The sequence below is a fragment of the Superficieibacter sp. genome, from assembly GCF_032071645.1.
Lineage (GTDB): Bacteria > Pseudomonadota > Gammaproteobacteria > Enterobacterales > Enterobacteriaceae > Superficieibacter.
Genome location: NZ_DAMAPU010000001.1, coordinates 243,762 through 257,815, shown reverse-complemented (window position 1 = coordinate 257,815; position 14,054 = coordinate 243,762). Strand labels below are relative to the sequence as shown.

Below are 14,054 nucleotides of genomic sequence, written 5' to 3'. Positions count from 1 at the left end.
GGGAGAGGGTCAGGGTGAGGGCGTTCACGTGAGGCAAGGAGGCCAGACGCTCCCCTACTCTGCCAGTCGGCAGCGGTACTCAAAGTGATACCTCCCCGACCCGACTTCGGCGCACATTGCGCCGTCCATCGCCCGGAACGTAGCGCCGTCAGCGGCGAGGAGTTCGCTGGCGTGAAGCAGCGTCACGGTAGCCCGCGCATTGTGCGGCACAGTGACCTCCATCTGAATGCGGCTGTCCCCCGCCTCTGCCGGAATCGCTTTCCAGTTCACCTGCACATCGCCGTACAGCGAGTGATAGCGGGCGTTGAGCCACGTCAGGCCGCCTCCGATTTCCGGTTTGATCTGAATGCGCTTAAAGCCCGGTCCGCTTTCGTCAGTATCAATCCCCGCCGCCGCGCGCCACAGCCATTCGCCGATAGCACCGTAAGCATAGTGATTGAAGGAGTTCATATCCGGGCTCCACATGGTGCCATCCGGCTTAATGCCGTCCCAGTGTTCCCAGATGGTGGTGGCCCCGGCCTTCACCTGATACAGCCAGGAGGGGAAATCGTCTTTGAGCAACAGCTCCCACGCCTCTTTCGCATGTCCGTTCTGGCTGAGCGCGTGACAAAAATAAGGCGTGCCGACAAAACCGGTCACCAGATGCCCGTCATGCTCGGCCAGCAGTTTGAGCAATGCCTGCACCGTGCGCTCGCGGAAAGCGTCGGGGACGAGGTTAAAGTACAGCGCCAGAATATGCGCGGTCTGGGTTCTGACCGCCAGCCGTCCGCCGGGCGTAAAAAACTCCTGCTGGAAGCTGTGAACAATGCGCTGATACAGATCTGTGTATTCCTGATAGTCCGCCTCTTCCCCCAGCACCTGCGCCGTTTTCGCCAGCAGCAGCGTGGACCAGGCCTAGTAGGCCATACACACGAATTCGTCCGGCGTTGCGCCGAAATAGCTCCCCTCTCTGGCATCCAGCGCCACCCAGTCGCCGAACTGAAGCTTATAGCGCCACTGGTTATCCACCGCGTGGGAGCGCATAAATCCGACCCAGCCTTTCATGCTGGCATACTGATTACGCAGGGTTTGCGTATCGCCGTACATCAGATACATCGTCCACGGGTTGATCACCGCTGCATCGGCCCACGCGGCGGCGGCATACGTCCCGCCTTTCGCCAGATTGATGTCGTTTTCGCATTTGCCGGTGAGGATATCCGGGATCACATGCGGCACCGCGCCGTCCGGGGTCTGATCGTATTGCAGATCGGTCAGCCATTTGGCGAAGAAGTTACGGGTCTGCATCAGATAGCTGGCAGTGCGGCAGAAGATCTGCGCGTCTCCCGTCCAGCCAAGCCGCTCATCGCGTTGCGGGCAGTCGGTAGGAACGTCAACGAAATTGCCCTTCAGCCCCCACAAAATATTGTGATGCAGCTGGTTCAAATCCGGGTTGGAGCAGGAAAAATCTGCCGTTTGCTGCATCGCAGAATGGACCACCACGGCGTGAATGCAGCTAAGATCGACCTCCCCCGGCCAGGCTTCGATCCTGACGTAGCGGAACCCCTGGAAGGTGAAATGCGGGTGATACGTCTCGGCCTCGCCTCCCTTCAGCACGTATTCCGTGCGCTGTTTGGCGGTGCGCAGATTGGTCAGGTAGACGTTGCCCTGCGCATCCAGCACTTCAAAATGGCGCAGCACGACGTTTTCGCCCGCCTGCCCGCGAACGGTAAACGCCACCCAGCCGGTGAGATTTTGCCCGAAATCAATCACCCGCTCGCCCTTCGGCGTAGTGAACAGCGAGACCGGCGCGATCGTCTCAATCTGGCGGACGGTAGCGTTGCCCTGTGCGCGTAGCACGGTTTTGTTGAAATCAATAAGGGACACCGGTTGCCAGTGCGCCGCGTCGAAACCGACGGTATCCCAGCCGGGCTGTTCAAAGCGGGCATCGTAAATTTCACCGTCGTAGATTTCCGAGAATAATACCGGCGACCAACTGGCCTGCCAGTTTTCATCGGTCACCACCGTCTGCTGGCTGCCGTCTTTATAGTTGACCACCAGTTGGCAAATAAACGCCGTGCGCTCGCCGTAATAATTGCGATAGCGGTTAAAGCTCATATCGCCCTTAAACCAGCCCGCGCCAACGCTCGCCCCGATGACGTTCTCCTCCCCACTAATCAACGGCGTCAGGTCGTAAGTCTGGTACAGCAGATGATTTTCATAGCTGGTCCAGCCGGGCGTCAGTTCATCGTCGCCAACTTTCTGCCCGTTACAGTAAAGTTTGTAGATCCCCAGTGCGCTGGCGTGGACAAATACCGAGGCGACATCCTGCGGACGGGCAATGTGAAAACCATTACGCAGCAGCGTGCCTTTTGAAACGGTCTTTTCTGCCAGCGCTTCGCCCGAAATAAACTGCCCCTGCCATTCGGCGGCGGGCAGGCCGGTGATAAATGCGGCGGCTTCGCTCCATTCGCTGACGTCACCGTGATTATCGCTGATCCTCACCCGCACAAAATAACGGCGCGAGGAGCACAGGGCGATGTCAGGTAAGCGAATATGCTGCGACTCGCCGCTGTCGACCCGCCCGCTGTCATGAATAAGGTGCGTGAAGGTATTTTCTTCACTGACCTGAAGCTGCCAGCTTTGCTGGAGCACATCCTGGTGGTCGCTGCCGATAAGCCAGCCCACAATCGGGAATTGCTCGGTCCCCTCCAGCCGCGGGTCATAATTGAGCAGGATTTTTTCAACGGTTAGCATAGTTTTGCTCCTGATTCATTGTTAGCGAGGCAGAGCTGACCACTTCAGACTCCGCGTTAAATTCGTTGCGCTGTTTGCCGCGAAAGCAGATCCAGCCGGTGATCAGGCCGATGCTGACGATGGTCACCAGCAGCAGGTAGAACGCTACCGGCCCGGCATCCAGCAGCACCGGGGTGACGAAGGCCAGCAGGCCGCAGGTCAGGCGGGCAATGGCGACGATCAGCCCTTGGGCGGTGGAGCGCAGCATGGTCGGGAAGGATTCCTGCGACCACACTTTCATGATCCCTTCAAACGCCAGCCCGTTACCGACACCCAGCAGGAACATGCTGCACAGCAGCGCGGAGGGGGTGAATCCCAGCGCGGGGAGGATCAGATAGCCGCCCACCATCATGAATGCGCCGATGAGGTAGAAAGGCATCCGTTTCGGGGTATCGACAATGCGCATAAAAAACAGATTCGACAGCAGCCCTACCGGCAGCATGCACAGTCCCCATAGCGAGCTGGTGCTGATGGAAATCCCGACCACGTTCACCGCGATGTAAGCGCCAAACTGCCCGCCGGTATTCGCCGCGAGATTGGTGAAAGTGTAAAAAATACTGAGCGCAATAAAGGGCCACAGATATTTGCCGCGCAGCAGATCTTTATAAGAGGATTTTTGCGCCCGCACGGTGGCGACGCCGCGCTTCAGTTCATCCCGCGCCACCAGCCACAGCGGGGATTCGGGGATCGACAGACGCAGCACCAGCACCACGGCGGCAACAATACAGACGTGGAGGAACATGATCTGCGCGCCGATTTTTCCCCAGTCGCCCACCACAGAAGAAATCGCGACGGTCACGCCAATACCCACCGTCCAGAGCATATTCGACAGGCCGATGATTTTTCCCCGGTTCTGGTCGGTCGCCGCCTCGGAGATGGTCGCCAGGGAAACCGGCAGATCCGCCCCGGTCGCCAGTCCCACCAGCGCGGTGCCCAGCAGCAGCATCGGGAAATTCAGGCCAAACGCCAGCAGCAGCGTGCCGACGACAATCATCGCCATTGTCAGAATAAAAACCTTTCGCCGCCCCATCCGGTCGCCTAACCGCCCGCCGCTGAATGCGCCCAGCGCAATACCCAGCGTCAACAATCCTGATAAAACGCCTATTTCCACGGCGCTAATGCCAATGGTTTTTTGATAAATCACCAGCGCCGTACCGCTTGAAATAATGGCCGCAGAATCAATATACGAAGCCATGCCAGACACGACGCCCACATACCAGGGATTAGGTACTTTAGTAACAGACATACACGTTATCCTTTATCATTGTCCTTCATTGCATGATGACAATTTCATGCAGGCGGCTCCTTTATGCTGTTGCCACCCCTATTCTTCTGATGACCAACCGGGACAATTGCTATAGAGGTTATTCACAGAACCGGGCATTTATGCCGACGGCGATAGCAGGCAGGGAAATAAATTTTCCCGCTCCTGCGACGGGGTAATGGAAAACGCTTTGCGGTAGGCGCTGGATAACTGCGAGGGCGTGCTAAAACCGCAGCGGATGGCAATATCGCCAATCGCCTCATCGGAGGTACGCAACCATTCCTGCGCTTTAATCAGCTTAAAAATGATGTGAATTTTTTCCGGCGTCATGGCCAGATGGCGGTCGGTATAGCGGCAAAAGGTGCGGCGGGATAAATTAACGGAAGCGCAGAGGACATCCCAGTTTAATTTCTCTGTACAGTGCTGAAAGATAAAATCCAGCAGCCGATGCTCGCGACAATATTGCGGCTGCACGCTGGCTTGCTGAATGAAGATAATTAATTTTAGCAGCGCAATTTCCTGCTGCGCCTGGCGGGCTATCCCGGCGATTTCATTGTCCGCCTGAAGGAATTCCTCTATCAAAAGCTGCGCCGTCTGAATATTGCTGCCAGGCGCCAGCCCGGGAATAATCGTATTGCCAATGGTCTGATGCAGCCTTTCCAGCAGCGAGGCTATATCGCGAATAAATAAAAACCGCCCGTCGCGTGCAATTTGCACCCGGCTTAATGACAGGTTTTTAAACGCCACCAGCCGGTAGCGCTGGCCGGGCCTTTTTAACCACACATCGCCGGGCTGTAAAAAAAGCGCCTGTTCCGCGCCATAAAGAAAACCAAAGCCGCTGGCGACGGTGACAATTTCATCCGCGCCGTGTGACTGGCACCAGGCCTCTGCCACCTGAACATTGTGCCCTACGGCCACCGCCGCGCCTGCCGGGGGGCCGATCTCTTCGTCCTGAATGTGCAACATGACGTCCTCATATGTTGTCTAGCGCTGAATATGACGCTCCTGCGAAGGCGGGTAGAAAAATTGCCGTTTATAGGATTCAGCTAATCTGGCAGCATTGGCAAAGCCGCAGCCGGTCGCCACTTCGCCAATCGTTTTATCCGTGGTGCGTAATAACTCCTGCGCTTTCAGCAGGCGAAAGATCTGCTGAAATTTGACCGGAGTATATCCGGTGACCTCTTTAATAAAGCGAAACATCGTCCGCCGGGTCATGCCGCTCTCTTCGCAGATTTCATTCCAGTTAATCGGCTGTAAATAATGGTGGCGCAGTGCATGGATCAGGTATTTCCTGCCGGAATGTTCATACTGGTTACGGGACGTTTTGCGCAGCGTGCTCTGACACAGCAGATCAATAATGGTCAGCACCGCATTTTCGGTGGCGGAAAAATAGAGATCGTCATAGCCATCGTCATTGCGGGCATTTATCGCCAGGGTTAATGCAACGATTCTGGCAATTTCCTCCGAGGTCAGGCAGTGAAACGTCATACTCGAACAGTCCGATCCCGCTTTCAGATAGTCCAGTAATTTATCGATATTAACCAGATAATGAAAATTGCGTTCACGGCGAATAAGCAGATTAATCACCGACAGTTTATTGGTCGAAAGATAGCTGTGCGTATCATTAAACGTGACGTAGAAAAAATCGCCCTGATAGATAAACTGTACGCTATCATTAATAATATGAAAGCCGCTGCCCGCCACGACTATCACCAGCTCGTCAAATTCATGACCGTGGACCTCTTCCACCTGCTGATTATTCAGCATAAAAAGACAAAAAGCATGAAGATCCGAGAGAAAGAAGTCATTACTGTGCAGAATTCTCATTTAGCACTCGCCAGTCATATTAAAAAAATACTCATGCCAATTCGCTGACAGAAATAACGTCAGCAAACAGTATTGCAACCCGGCTAAATTGATATATACCCTAAATAATTTGAGTTGGATGCAGGCGGCAAACGAGGGAAGCCCCGGGAGCCTACTTCAGTAAGTGACTGGGGTGAGTGAGCGCAGCCAACGCACAGGCAACTTGAATTATTTAGGGTATAACTATTTAACCGTAATAATTATGACAAGTCTATATAGCGAAATGGCACTGGAGCGTAACCTGAGGTGACGGGGTCTTCATTTCTGGTACGGGATGGCGGGAGTGGCAGAAATAAATATCCTCCGGCATAGCCGTAATGCTGGTTAGTTAAGCATTTGTATGAATAAAAATTCATACAAATGCCTGAAAATAACGCGAAGGCGTCAGGCTTTCAGCCGAATTTATCTTCTTCAGAGGCTCGGGTAATCGGGCCTGGTTGTGTTAAGTACCCGTAATTCCCCCCTCTCCCCGGCCCTCTCCCTCAAGGGAGAGGGGGCAGGACGTGCCCCGGGTGGGGTTTGGTGGACCCCTTAGCCTGAAAATCCAGTCACGACGCCGGACCGTTCCCTCTCACGGGGGAGAGGGGGCAGGACGTGCCCCGGGTGGGGTTTGGTGGCCCCCTTAGCCTGAAAATCCAGTCACGATGCCGGACCGTTCCCTCTCACGGGGGAGAGGGGGCAGGACGTGCCCCGGGTGGGGTTTGGTGGACCCCTTAGCCAGAGTAAAGATGACAAATCCAGTCACGACGCCGGACCGTTCCCTCTCACGGGGGAGAGGGGCAGGGAGAGGGCGGGAAACGGGCATCAACTTAAAAGCCTAAGCTGTCCAGCAGATCGTCAACCTGATCCTGGCTGGCGACCACGCCCACTTTCGAGGCGTCAACCTGCGGACCGTTCAGCAGGCTGTCGCTTTCACGTTTCGCCCGCGCGCCCGGTTCCGGCATGTTTTCCAGCAGCACCATCAGGAGCTGGCGTTCAATTTCCTGGATCACGTCCATCATGCGTTTGATCACCTGACCGGTGAGATCCTGGAAGTCCTGCGCCATCATGATTTCCAGCAGTTGCGCATTGGTGAAGCTGGTGTGCTGCGGCACTTCCGCCAGATAACTGCGGGTATCGGTCACCAGCTCGCGCGCGTCCGCCAGCTCGATGGGGTTTTCGAACCATTCATCCCAGCGGCCAGAGAGCGCTTTCGCCCCGGTTTCCATTTTATTCTGATGCGGCTGCGAGAGTTCCACGCAGTTCAGCGCCCGCTCTGCGGCCTGGGCGGTCATCTGTACCACATAGTCCAGACGGTCACGCGCATCGGGGATAGCTTCTGCCGCTTCCGCGATGGCCTGATCCAGCCCCAGCTCGCGCAGGCTGTCACGCAGCATACGGGTTAAACTGCCGATACGGGCGATAATATCCCCGGCAGAATGTTCTTCAGCAAGATTATACGATTGCATCATACCAGGTCCTTACATGCCGAGTTTCTCGAAAATCTTATTCAGTTTTTCTTCCAGGGTCGCTGCGGTAAAAGGTTTCACCACGTAGCCGCTGGCTCCCGCCTGCGCCGCCGCAATGATGTTCTCTTTCTTCGCTTCTGCGGTCACCATCAGCACCGGCAGCGATGACATCGCGCCGTCCGCACGAATGGTTTTTAACAATTCCAGCCCGTCCATGTTCGGCATGTTCCAGTCGGAGATGACAAAACCGAAGCCGCCCGCCTGCAATTTATTCAGCGCGTCCACACCGTCTTCCGCTTCTTCAACGTTATTGAAACCCAGCTCTTTGAGCAGGTTACGCACGATACGACGCATGGTGGAAAAGTCATCCACAACCAAAAATCTAAGCTCTTTATCCGCCATAAAACTCCACTCCTGATTCAAATACGTATTGCCTGTCCGGCACTGATTTTCGCCAGCATTTGCTGACTAACCTGACTAAGATCGACCACTTCGCTAACGCCACCCATATTGATGGCCTCGCGCGGCATGCCGAACACCACACAACTTGCTTCGTTCTGGGCGATGGTCCAGGCTCCCGCCTGGTGCATCGCCAGCATTCCGGCAGCACCGTCGTTGCCCATTCCCGTGAGGATCACGCCCACGGCGTTGCGCCCCGCATGTTTTGCCACCGAATGAAACAACACATCGACCGACGGCCGGTGCCGGTTAACCGGCGGGCCGTCGTGAATTTTGATCTGATAGTTGGCCCCGCTGCGTGCCAGCTCCATATGCTTATCGCCGGGGGCGATATACGCATGGCCCGGCAGCACGCGCTCGCCGTCTTCCGCTTCTTTCACGCTGATCTGACAGAGCTTATTCAGGCGCTCGGCAAACGAGCGGGTGAACCCCGGCGGCATATGCTGGGTGATAAGCACCGCCGGGCTGGAGAGCGGCAGCGGTTGCAGCACATGGCGAATGGCCTCGGTGCCGCCGGTGGAGGCACCAATCACCATCAGTTTTTCTGAACTGAGCAACGGCCCGGCTTTCAGCGTGACCGGCGCGGAGGTCGGATGATGCGCCGCCAGTTTCGCCCGCGAGGCGGTGCGCACTTTCTCGGCGATCATTTCGCTGTACGCCAGCATCCCCTCGCGAATGCCAAGCTGGGGTTTGGTGACAAAATCAATCGCCCCCAGTTCCAGCGCGCGCAGCGTGACCTCCGATCCCTTGCCGGTCAGGGAAGAAACCATCACCACCGGCATCGGACGCAGGCGCATCAGTTTTTCGAGGAAATCCAGCCCGTCCATACGCGGCATTTCAACGTCGAGCGTCAGGACATCCGGGTTAAATTTCTTGATCAAGTCCCTCGCCACCAGCGGATCGGGGGCAGTCGCCACCATCTCCATGTCGCTGTGACTGTTAATGATTTCCGTCATGATTTGGCGCATCAATGCGGAATCATCCACAGACAGCACCCTGATCTTGCTCATGCTTTTTCCTTACTCAGCGCGTAAACCGTCTGCCCGCGCAGCGTGAAGTCGCGCACGAGTTGGCTGAAGTTCTCCGAATGCCCGGCGAACAGCAGCCCGTCGGGTTTGAGCAGCGGTACAAAGCGGCGCAGAATGTCCTGCTGCGTCGTTTTATCAAAATAAATCATCACGTTGCGGCAGAAAATGGCATCAAACGGCCCCTGCACGCTGTACTGCTTATCGAGCAGGTTCAGCGGCGAAAACTCCACGTAGTTCGCCAGCTCCTGGCGCACGCGGACCAGCCCGGAATGCGGCCCGGTGCCGCGCATGAAATAGCGCTGAAGCTGCTGCGGCGACAGGGTTTTTAGCTCTTCCTGACGGTAAATCCCTTCCTGCGCTTTGCGCAGCACTTCGGTATCGATGTCGCTGCCGTAGACTTTCCAGCGGCCCGGCGCGGTGCCGAGAGTATCGGCAAGGGTGATCGCCAGTGAATACGGTTCCTCACCGGTTGACGCCGCTGCGCTCCATACCCGGTACTCCCCCTGACGGTGGCGGGCATGTTCCGCCAGCACCGGGAAGTGATGCCCTTCGCGGAAGAACGCCGTCAGGTTGGTGGTCAGCGCGTTAATAAACGCCTGCCACTCAGCGCTGTTCGGGTTCGCTTCCAGCATCCCCAGATAATGCCCAAAATCCTCCAGCCCAAGCGTCCGTAAACGACGCACCAGACGGTTGTAGACCATGTCACGCTTATGGTCAGCCAGCACGATCCCGGCGCGTTGGTAAATCAACTGACATATCCGACGAAAATGAGTGTCGGACAGCGCGAGGCGCTGTGTCATCTGCATAAGTAAAGACGTTTGCCCGGCGGGCAGCGATGATGTCATAGCGCCTTCTCAATTACCTTCAGGAGATCTCTGACGCCGCGACGGGCGGCGTCCGTACTTCTTGCGTTGCAGGTTGCTCTTCAAGCTGAAATCGGGAAACCAGTGCGGTCAGATGATTCGCCTGGCTGGTTAATTCGCCGGTCGCGGCAGCGCCTTCCTCGACCAGCGCGGCGTTCTGTTGCGTGACCTGATCCATCTGGCTGACCGCCTGGGCGACCTGTTCAATGCCCCGGCGCTGTTCGTCAGAGGCGGAGGCAATTTCGCCCATAATGTCGTTAACCTGGGTCACGGAGCGGACGATTTCACTCAGCGTTTTCGCGGCGGTGCCCGCCTGGGCAGAGCCTTCCTGAACGCGGGAAACCGACTCTTCGATCAGCACTTTAATTTCTTTTGCCGCCTGGGCGCTGCGGCTGGCGAGGTTGCGGACTTCACCGGCGACCACGGCAAAACCGCGTCCCTGTTCGCCCGCGCGTGCGGCTTCGACCGCCGCGTTCAGCGCCAGAATGTTGGTCTGGAAAGCGATCCCGTCGATGACGCTAATAATGTCGCCAATTTTCTGCGAGCTGGTTTCGATGTCGCGCATGGTGTCGGCAACGTGCGTTGCCTGTTCGCCGCCTTTTTTGGCGGTGTCTGCCGCGCTGCGTGCCAGCCCGGACGCCTGGCGGGCGTTGTCGGCGTTCTGGCCCACGGTGGCGGTAAGCTGTTCCATACTGGCGGCCGTTTCCGCCAGCGACGCCGCCTGCTGCTCGGTGCGCGCAGAGAGATCGTTGTTGCCCTCGGCAATTTCAGAGATGCCGGTGTGCATCGCAAAACTGCCCTGCCGCACTTCGCTGACGGTAGTGCGCAGCGCGGTTTGCATCGCCTTCAGGCTGGCAAAGATGGCCGAAATTTCGTTTTTGCCGTAGACCGCGACCGGACGCGCGAGGTTACCCTGGGCAATGCTGTCAAAATGACCGGAGACAATCGCCAGCGGCTGGACGATCATCCGCCGCGACCAGAACAGGGACGCGGTGGTCAGCAGGCCAGCAATAACAATCATGCTGATAAAGATCGCCGCCGACATATGGTAGTTCTTTTCGCTGCCGTGCTGCGCTTTGTCCACCAGCGAATCAATATGCACCTGCCAGGCGTCAAAGTTTTTATCAAACCCCTGCTGGGATTGTTCCACCGGCGCGCTCATAAAATCGGAAAGCTGATTGCTTTCCAGCCAGGTAGCCTGATGTTCAAGATCGTTGCGCCACGCGGCGTAGACTTTTTTGGTGTCGGCCTGGAGCGCTTTGCCGGTGTCGGTGGTCGCCTGTAACGCCAGCACGTCGGCAATATAAGTATCGGCCAGCTTCATGCTTTCACGGGCGCGGGCCATCAGCGCCTTAATGTCGTCCGGCGGATAGCTTAACGCCGTCAGGGTGCCTGCTTTATTCAGCGACGCACTGGCCTGAAGCATGACCGCGCGGCTTTGCATAAGCAGCGTCCGCTGATGGTTACTGCGTTCAATTTGATTCACGTTCTGCACGCCATCACGAAACGCCCAGAACGACAGACCGTTGCTTCCCACCTGCAACAGACCACATACCACAAGGATCAAAAACAGCGTGGTCGAGATACGAATACGATTAAACATCAACGCTCCCATTACGCGGCAATACGCCGCCATCACATAAGATCAAAAGGTTTCCCAGTTATCATCAGCGCCAGCCATCGCCGGACGTGAATGCATCGAAGGTGCCGTGACCGGCGGGTGCGCCTCGCGCGCTGGCTGCGCGGCGGCGGCGGACAGGCGAAATGCCGACACGGCCTGGGTGAGTCGGCTGGCCTGATCTTCTAATTCTGCGGCGGAGGCGGCGGACGCCTGCACCAGCGCGGCGTTTTGCTGGGTAACGCGGTCCATTTCGGTAACGGCCTGCGCCACCTGGTCGATGCCACGGCTTTGCTCGTCGGAGGCGGAGGCGATTTCACCCATGATGTCGGTGACGCGGGTGACGGCGCTGACGATATCCACCATCGTTTCCCCGGCGCTTTCCACCAGCACCGATCCGGTGTCCACGCGGGAAACGGAATCGTCGATCAGGGCTTTGATCTCTTTCGCTGCCTGCGCGCTGCGGCTGGCAAGATTGCGCACCTCGCCTGCCACTACCGCAAAGCCGCGCCCCTGCTCTCCGGCGCGTGCCGCTTCGACCGCCGCATTCAGCGCCAGAATGTTGGTCTGGAAAGCGATGCCGTCGATGACGCTGGTGATGTCGGCGATTTTCTTCGAGCTGGCGGCGATGTCGTGCATGGTATTCACCACCCCATCGACCACTTTCCCGCCGTGACGGGCGGTGTCCGAGGCGCTCTGTGCAAGCTGCGAGGCCTGGCGGGCGTTTTCCGCATTCTGTTTAACCGTGGAGGTCAGTTGCTCCATACTGGCAGCGGTTTCTTCCAGCGCGGAAGCCTGCTGTTCGGTACGCGATGAGAGATCGTGGTTGCCACGGGCAATTTCCGTGGTGCCGCTGTAGATGGCATCGGTGCCGCTGCGCACGTTGGTGACGGTGGTAATTAACGCCTGCTGCATGTGCTCAACCGTTCCGGCAAGCTGGCTCATTTCATTGCGCCCGGATAACACCAGCGGCTGGGTCAGATCGCCCCCGGCAATCTGGCGCAGATGATGAATAATCGCCGCCAGCGGGTTAAGTAAGATATGACGGATCGCGTACCAGACGCCGACCAGCACGATGACCAGTACCAGCGCCAGAATCCCCAACTGCCACTGGGCAAAACGGTAATCATGGGCGCTGGCGCTAAAGGCTTCGTCATAGAGTTTTTCACTCAGCGATGCATACTGGTTCAGCGCTTCGCCGAGCGCGGTTTGCATCCCCTGCGTTGGCTGGGCGAAATAGGCGTCCATATTGCCGTTTTCGAGGAACTGGATCAGCTCCGCCAGCGCGGCGTGATATTTCTGGTAGCGCTCATCAAGCGTCTGGCTGACGCTCTGCATTGCCTGCGGCGCGGCCGAACGCTGATAAATCGCGTAATGGCTGGCGGCTTCGTCGAGAGTCAGCCGGGCGTTTTTCAGCAGATCGGTTTTGGCGCTGCTTTGCTGATTGGCCGCGTTCATCATCATGCGGGCCGAAGAGCGGCTCAGATTGATGCGCGTTTGCAGCATCAGCTCCCAGGTTTTATTCAGCTCGGCCTGTTGAGTTCGAAGCTCACTGGAAAGGATAAAACTTTGCTGGTTCTGCTGGAGTGACGAAAACAGCAGGCCGCCGGATAACAGTTGTAGCAGCGCAAAGACGCCGAGCACCATCATCAGCAATGTGACAACCCGGATACGATTCAGCATACATCACCTTCTCAATGACTTGTTATCGAAGTTATCGGCAAGCCGGAAGGGAACTTTACGTTTCGCTTACGGAATAATCTTACGCCGTGAAAATCAGAAGGTGATATCGACGATCAGCGTGTCGCTGTAGCTGCCGATGGCAGGAGTGGTTTGTCCGCTCAGTATGCGCGCGGTGTAGTTATAGGTGCGCAGCACCCCATCCTGACTGACCCCGGAAGAAAGCGTGCTGGCCCAGCGTTCCGTTCCGCTACTGCCCCAGCGGTTCGTGCTGCTTCCTTTAAACAGGTCATAGCTCAGGCGATTAGTGCCGTTAGCCATATTTCTGACCGTGCCGTTGGCCCACTGACCGTTGTTGATCCCGACGGAATAGCTGGAGCCTTTGGTGCAGGTGATGCCTATCGACTGGGAAATGGCCGGGAAGTCGCGCACCATCGGCGCGCTGCCGAAGTTGATGTTCGGCGCGTTGATGGTGATGCAGTCAGTGGTGACGGTCAGATCGACCTGGGCGCTGACCGTTTTGCTGCCGGTTTGCGCCGAGGTGCAGGCCAGCAGCGCGCCCAGCCGACAGACGCTGTAGGCAATGGAAAAATTCAGCGTTGTCCGGTATGGCCCGGCGCTGACGCTCTGCCCGCCCACCAGGCGGAAATAAACCGGCAGCGTATAGCGCCGCGAATTGAGCAGGCCGAGCAGCGTATTTCCGCTCCAGATATAGCTCTGACCAATGGTGGTTTCGGCGCTGCCCGCACAGCCCGTCTGTCCGCACAAGCGCACCGGCACCGCATCGGTATTGGTGGTGACGTCGGTCCGCCGCAGCGTGGCCTGGGTCTGGCTGCCGGGCGAAGCGCTCAGGTAGGTCAGCGTGACGCTGTCACTGGTCAGCAGATTAAGGACGGTGTCACATTCCACAATCAGATTGGCCGTGACCTCCCGCTCCCCGGTATTGACCACAAATGACGAGAGTGAACCAAAAGAGGCGTTAGCCATGGTGACGGTGCAGGCCGCCTGGATCAGCGGTGAGAACAGCAGCGTGAGGCACAGCGTCAGAAATTTCAT

Annotated in this window: 11 protein-coding genes and 1 pseudogene; all 12 read right to left on the bottom strand. The window is 57.2% G+C overall.

The window, feature by feature from the left end; all coding sequences use genetic code 11:
- Window positions 1–54 precede the first annotated feature (54 nt).
- A complete protein-coding gene (locus RT197_RS01375; protein WP_312947555.1) occupies window positions 55–384 on the bottom strand; it encodes an alpha-L-rhamnosidase C-terminal domain-containing protein in 330 nt (109 codons plus the stop codon).
- Between the two features lie 24 nt (window positions 385–408).
- Window positions 409–2,733, bottom strand: a pseudogene (locus RT197_RS01370) (family 78 glycoside hydrolase catalytic domain); the annotation flags it as partial.
- Window positions 2,720–4,018, bottom strand: coding sequence for an MFS transporter (locus RT197_RS01365; protein ID WP_312946514.1), 1,299 nt, complete (start codon window positions 4,016–4,018; stop codon window positions 2,720–2,722). The gene RT197_RS01365 and the pseudogene RT197_RS01370, both read right to left, overlap by 14 nt.
- Window positions 4,019–4,156: 138 nt before the next feature.
- Window positions 4,157–5,002 (bottom strand): helix-turn-helix domain-containing protein, encoded by an 846-nt coding sequence (locus RT197_RS01360; protein WP_312946512.1) that lies wholly within the window; start codon window positions 5,000–5,002, stop codon window positions 4,157–4,159.
- An 18-nt stretch (window positions 5,003–5,020) separates the two neighbouring features.
- Complete coding sequence (locus RT197_RS01355; protein WP_312946510.1) at window positions 5,021–5,863, bottom strand: helix-turn-helix domain-containing protein; 843 nt, start codon at window positions 5,861–5,863, stop codon at window positions 5,021–5,023.
- Between the two features lie 848 nt (window positions 5,864–6,711).
- A complete protein-coding gene (cheZ, locus tag RT197_RS01350; RefSeq protein WP_312946508.1) occupies window positions 6,712–7,353 on the bottom strand; it encodes a protein phosphatase CheZ in 642 nt (213 codons plus the stop codon).
- A 9-nt stretch (window positions 7,354–7,362) separates the two neighbouring features.
- The gene (cheY, locus tag RT197_RS01345; protein WP_312946506.1) at window positions 7,363–7,752 is read right to left on the bottom strand and encodes a chemotaxis response regulator CheY; all 390 of its coding nucleotides are present in this window, start codon (window positions 7,750–7,752) and stop codon (window positions 7,363–7,365) included.
- A gap of 17 nt (window positions 7,753–7,769) precedes the next feature.
- Entirely contained in the window at window positions 7,770–8,819 is a 1,050-nt protein-coding gene (gene cheB, locus RT197_RS01340; RefSeq protein WP_312946504.1) for a protein-glutamate methylesterase/protein glutamine deamidase, read from the bottom strand.
- Window positions 8,816–9,682, bottom strand: coding sequence for a protein-glutamate O-methyltransferase CheR (gene cheR, locus RT197_RS01335; protein WP_312946502.1), 867 nt, complete (start codon window positions 9,680–9,682; stop codon window positions 8,816–8,818). Before cheR ends, cheB begins: the two co-directional genes overlap by 4 nt.
- Before the next feature lie 19 nt (window positions 9,683–9,701).
- Window positions 9,702–11,303, bottom strand: coding sequence for a methyl-accepting chemotaxis protein IV (gene tap / locus RT197_RS01330; RefSeq protein ID WP_312946500.1), 1,602 nt, complete (start codon window positions 11,301–11,303; stop codon window positions 9,702–9,704).
- A 42-nt stretch (window positions 11,304–11,345) separates the two neighbouring features.
- Window positions 11,346–13,001 (bottom strand): methyl-accepting chemotaxis protein II, encoded by a 1,656-nt coding sequence (gene tar, locus RT197_RS01325; protein ID WP_312946498.1) that lies wholly within the window; start codon window positions 12,999–13,001, stop codon window positions 11,346–11,348.
- A gap of 93 nt (window positions 13,002–13,094) precedes the next feature.
- Complete coding sequence (locus RT197_RS01320) at window positions 13,095–14,054, bottom strand: spore coat U domain-containing protein (protein ID WP_312947554.1); 960 nt, start codon at window positions 14,052–14,054, stop codon at window positions 13,095–13,097.

Bases quoted from the DNA above. Each gene is read 5' to 3' on its own strand.
- RT197_RS01355 (WP_312946510.1), bottom strand. From the start codon at position 5,863: ATGAGAATTCTGCACAGTAATGACTTCTTTCTCTCGGATCTTCATGCT.
- RT197_RS01360 (WP_312946512.1), bottom strand. From the start codon at position 5,002: ATGTTGCACATTCAGGACGAAGAGATCGGCCCCCCGGCAGGCGCGGCG.
- tar (WP_312946498.1), bottom strand. From the start codon at position 13,001: ATGCTGAATCGTATCCGGGTTGTCACATTGCTGATGATGGTGCTCGGC.
- cheY (WP_312946506.1), bottom strand. From the start codon at position 7,752: ATGGCGGATAAAGAGCTTAGATTTTTGGTTGTGGATGACTTTTCCACC.
- tap (WP_312946500.1), bottom strand. From the start codon at position 11,303: ATGTTTAATCGTATTCGTATCTCGACCACGCTGTTTTTGATCCTTGTG.
- cheZ (WP_312946508.1), bottom strand. From the start codon at position 7,353: ATGATGCAATCGTATAATCTTGCTGAAGAACATTCTGCCGGGGATATT.
- RT197_RS01365 (WP_312946514.1), bottom strand. From the start codon at position 4,018: ATGTCTGTTACTAAAGTACCTAATCCCTGGTATGTGGGCGTCGTGTCT.
- cheB (WP_312946504.1), bottom strand. From the start codon at position 8,819: ATGAGCAAGATCAGGGTGCTGTCTGTGGATGATTCCGCATTGATGCGC.
- cheR (WP_312946502.1), bottom strand. From the start codon at position 9,682: ATGACATCATCGCTGCCCGCCGGGCAAACGTCTTTACTTATGCAGATG.
- RT197_RS01320 (WP_312947554.1), bottom strand. From the start codon at position 14,054: ATGAAATTTCTGACGCTGTGCCTCACGCTGCTGTTCTCACCGCTGATC.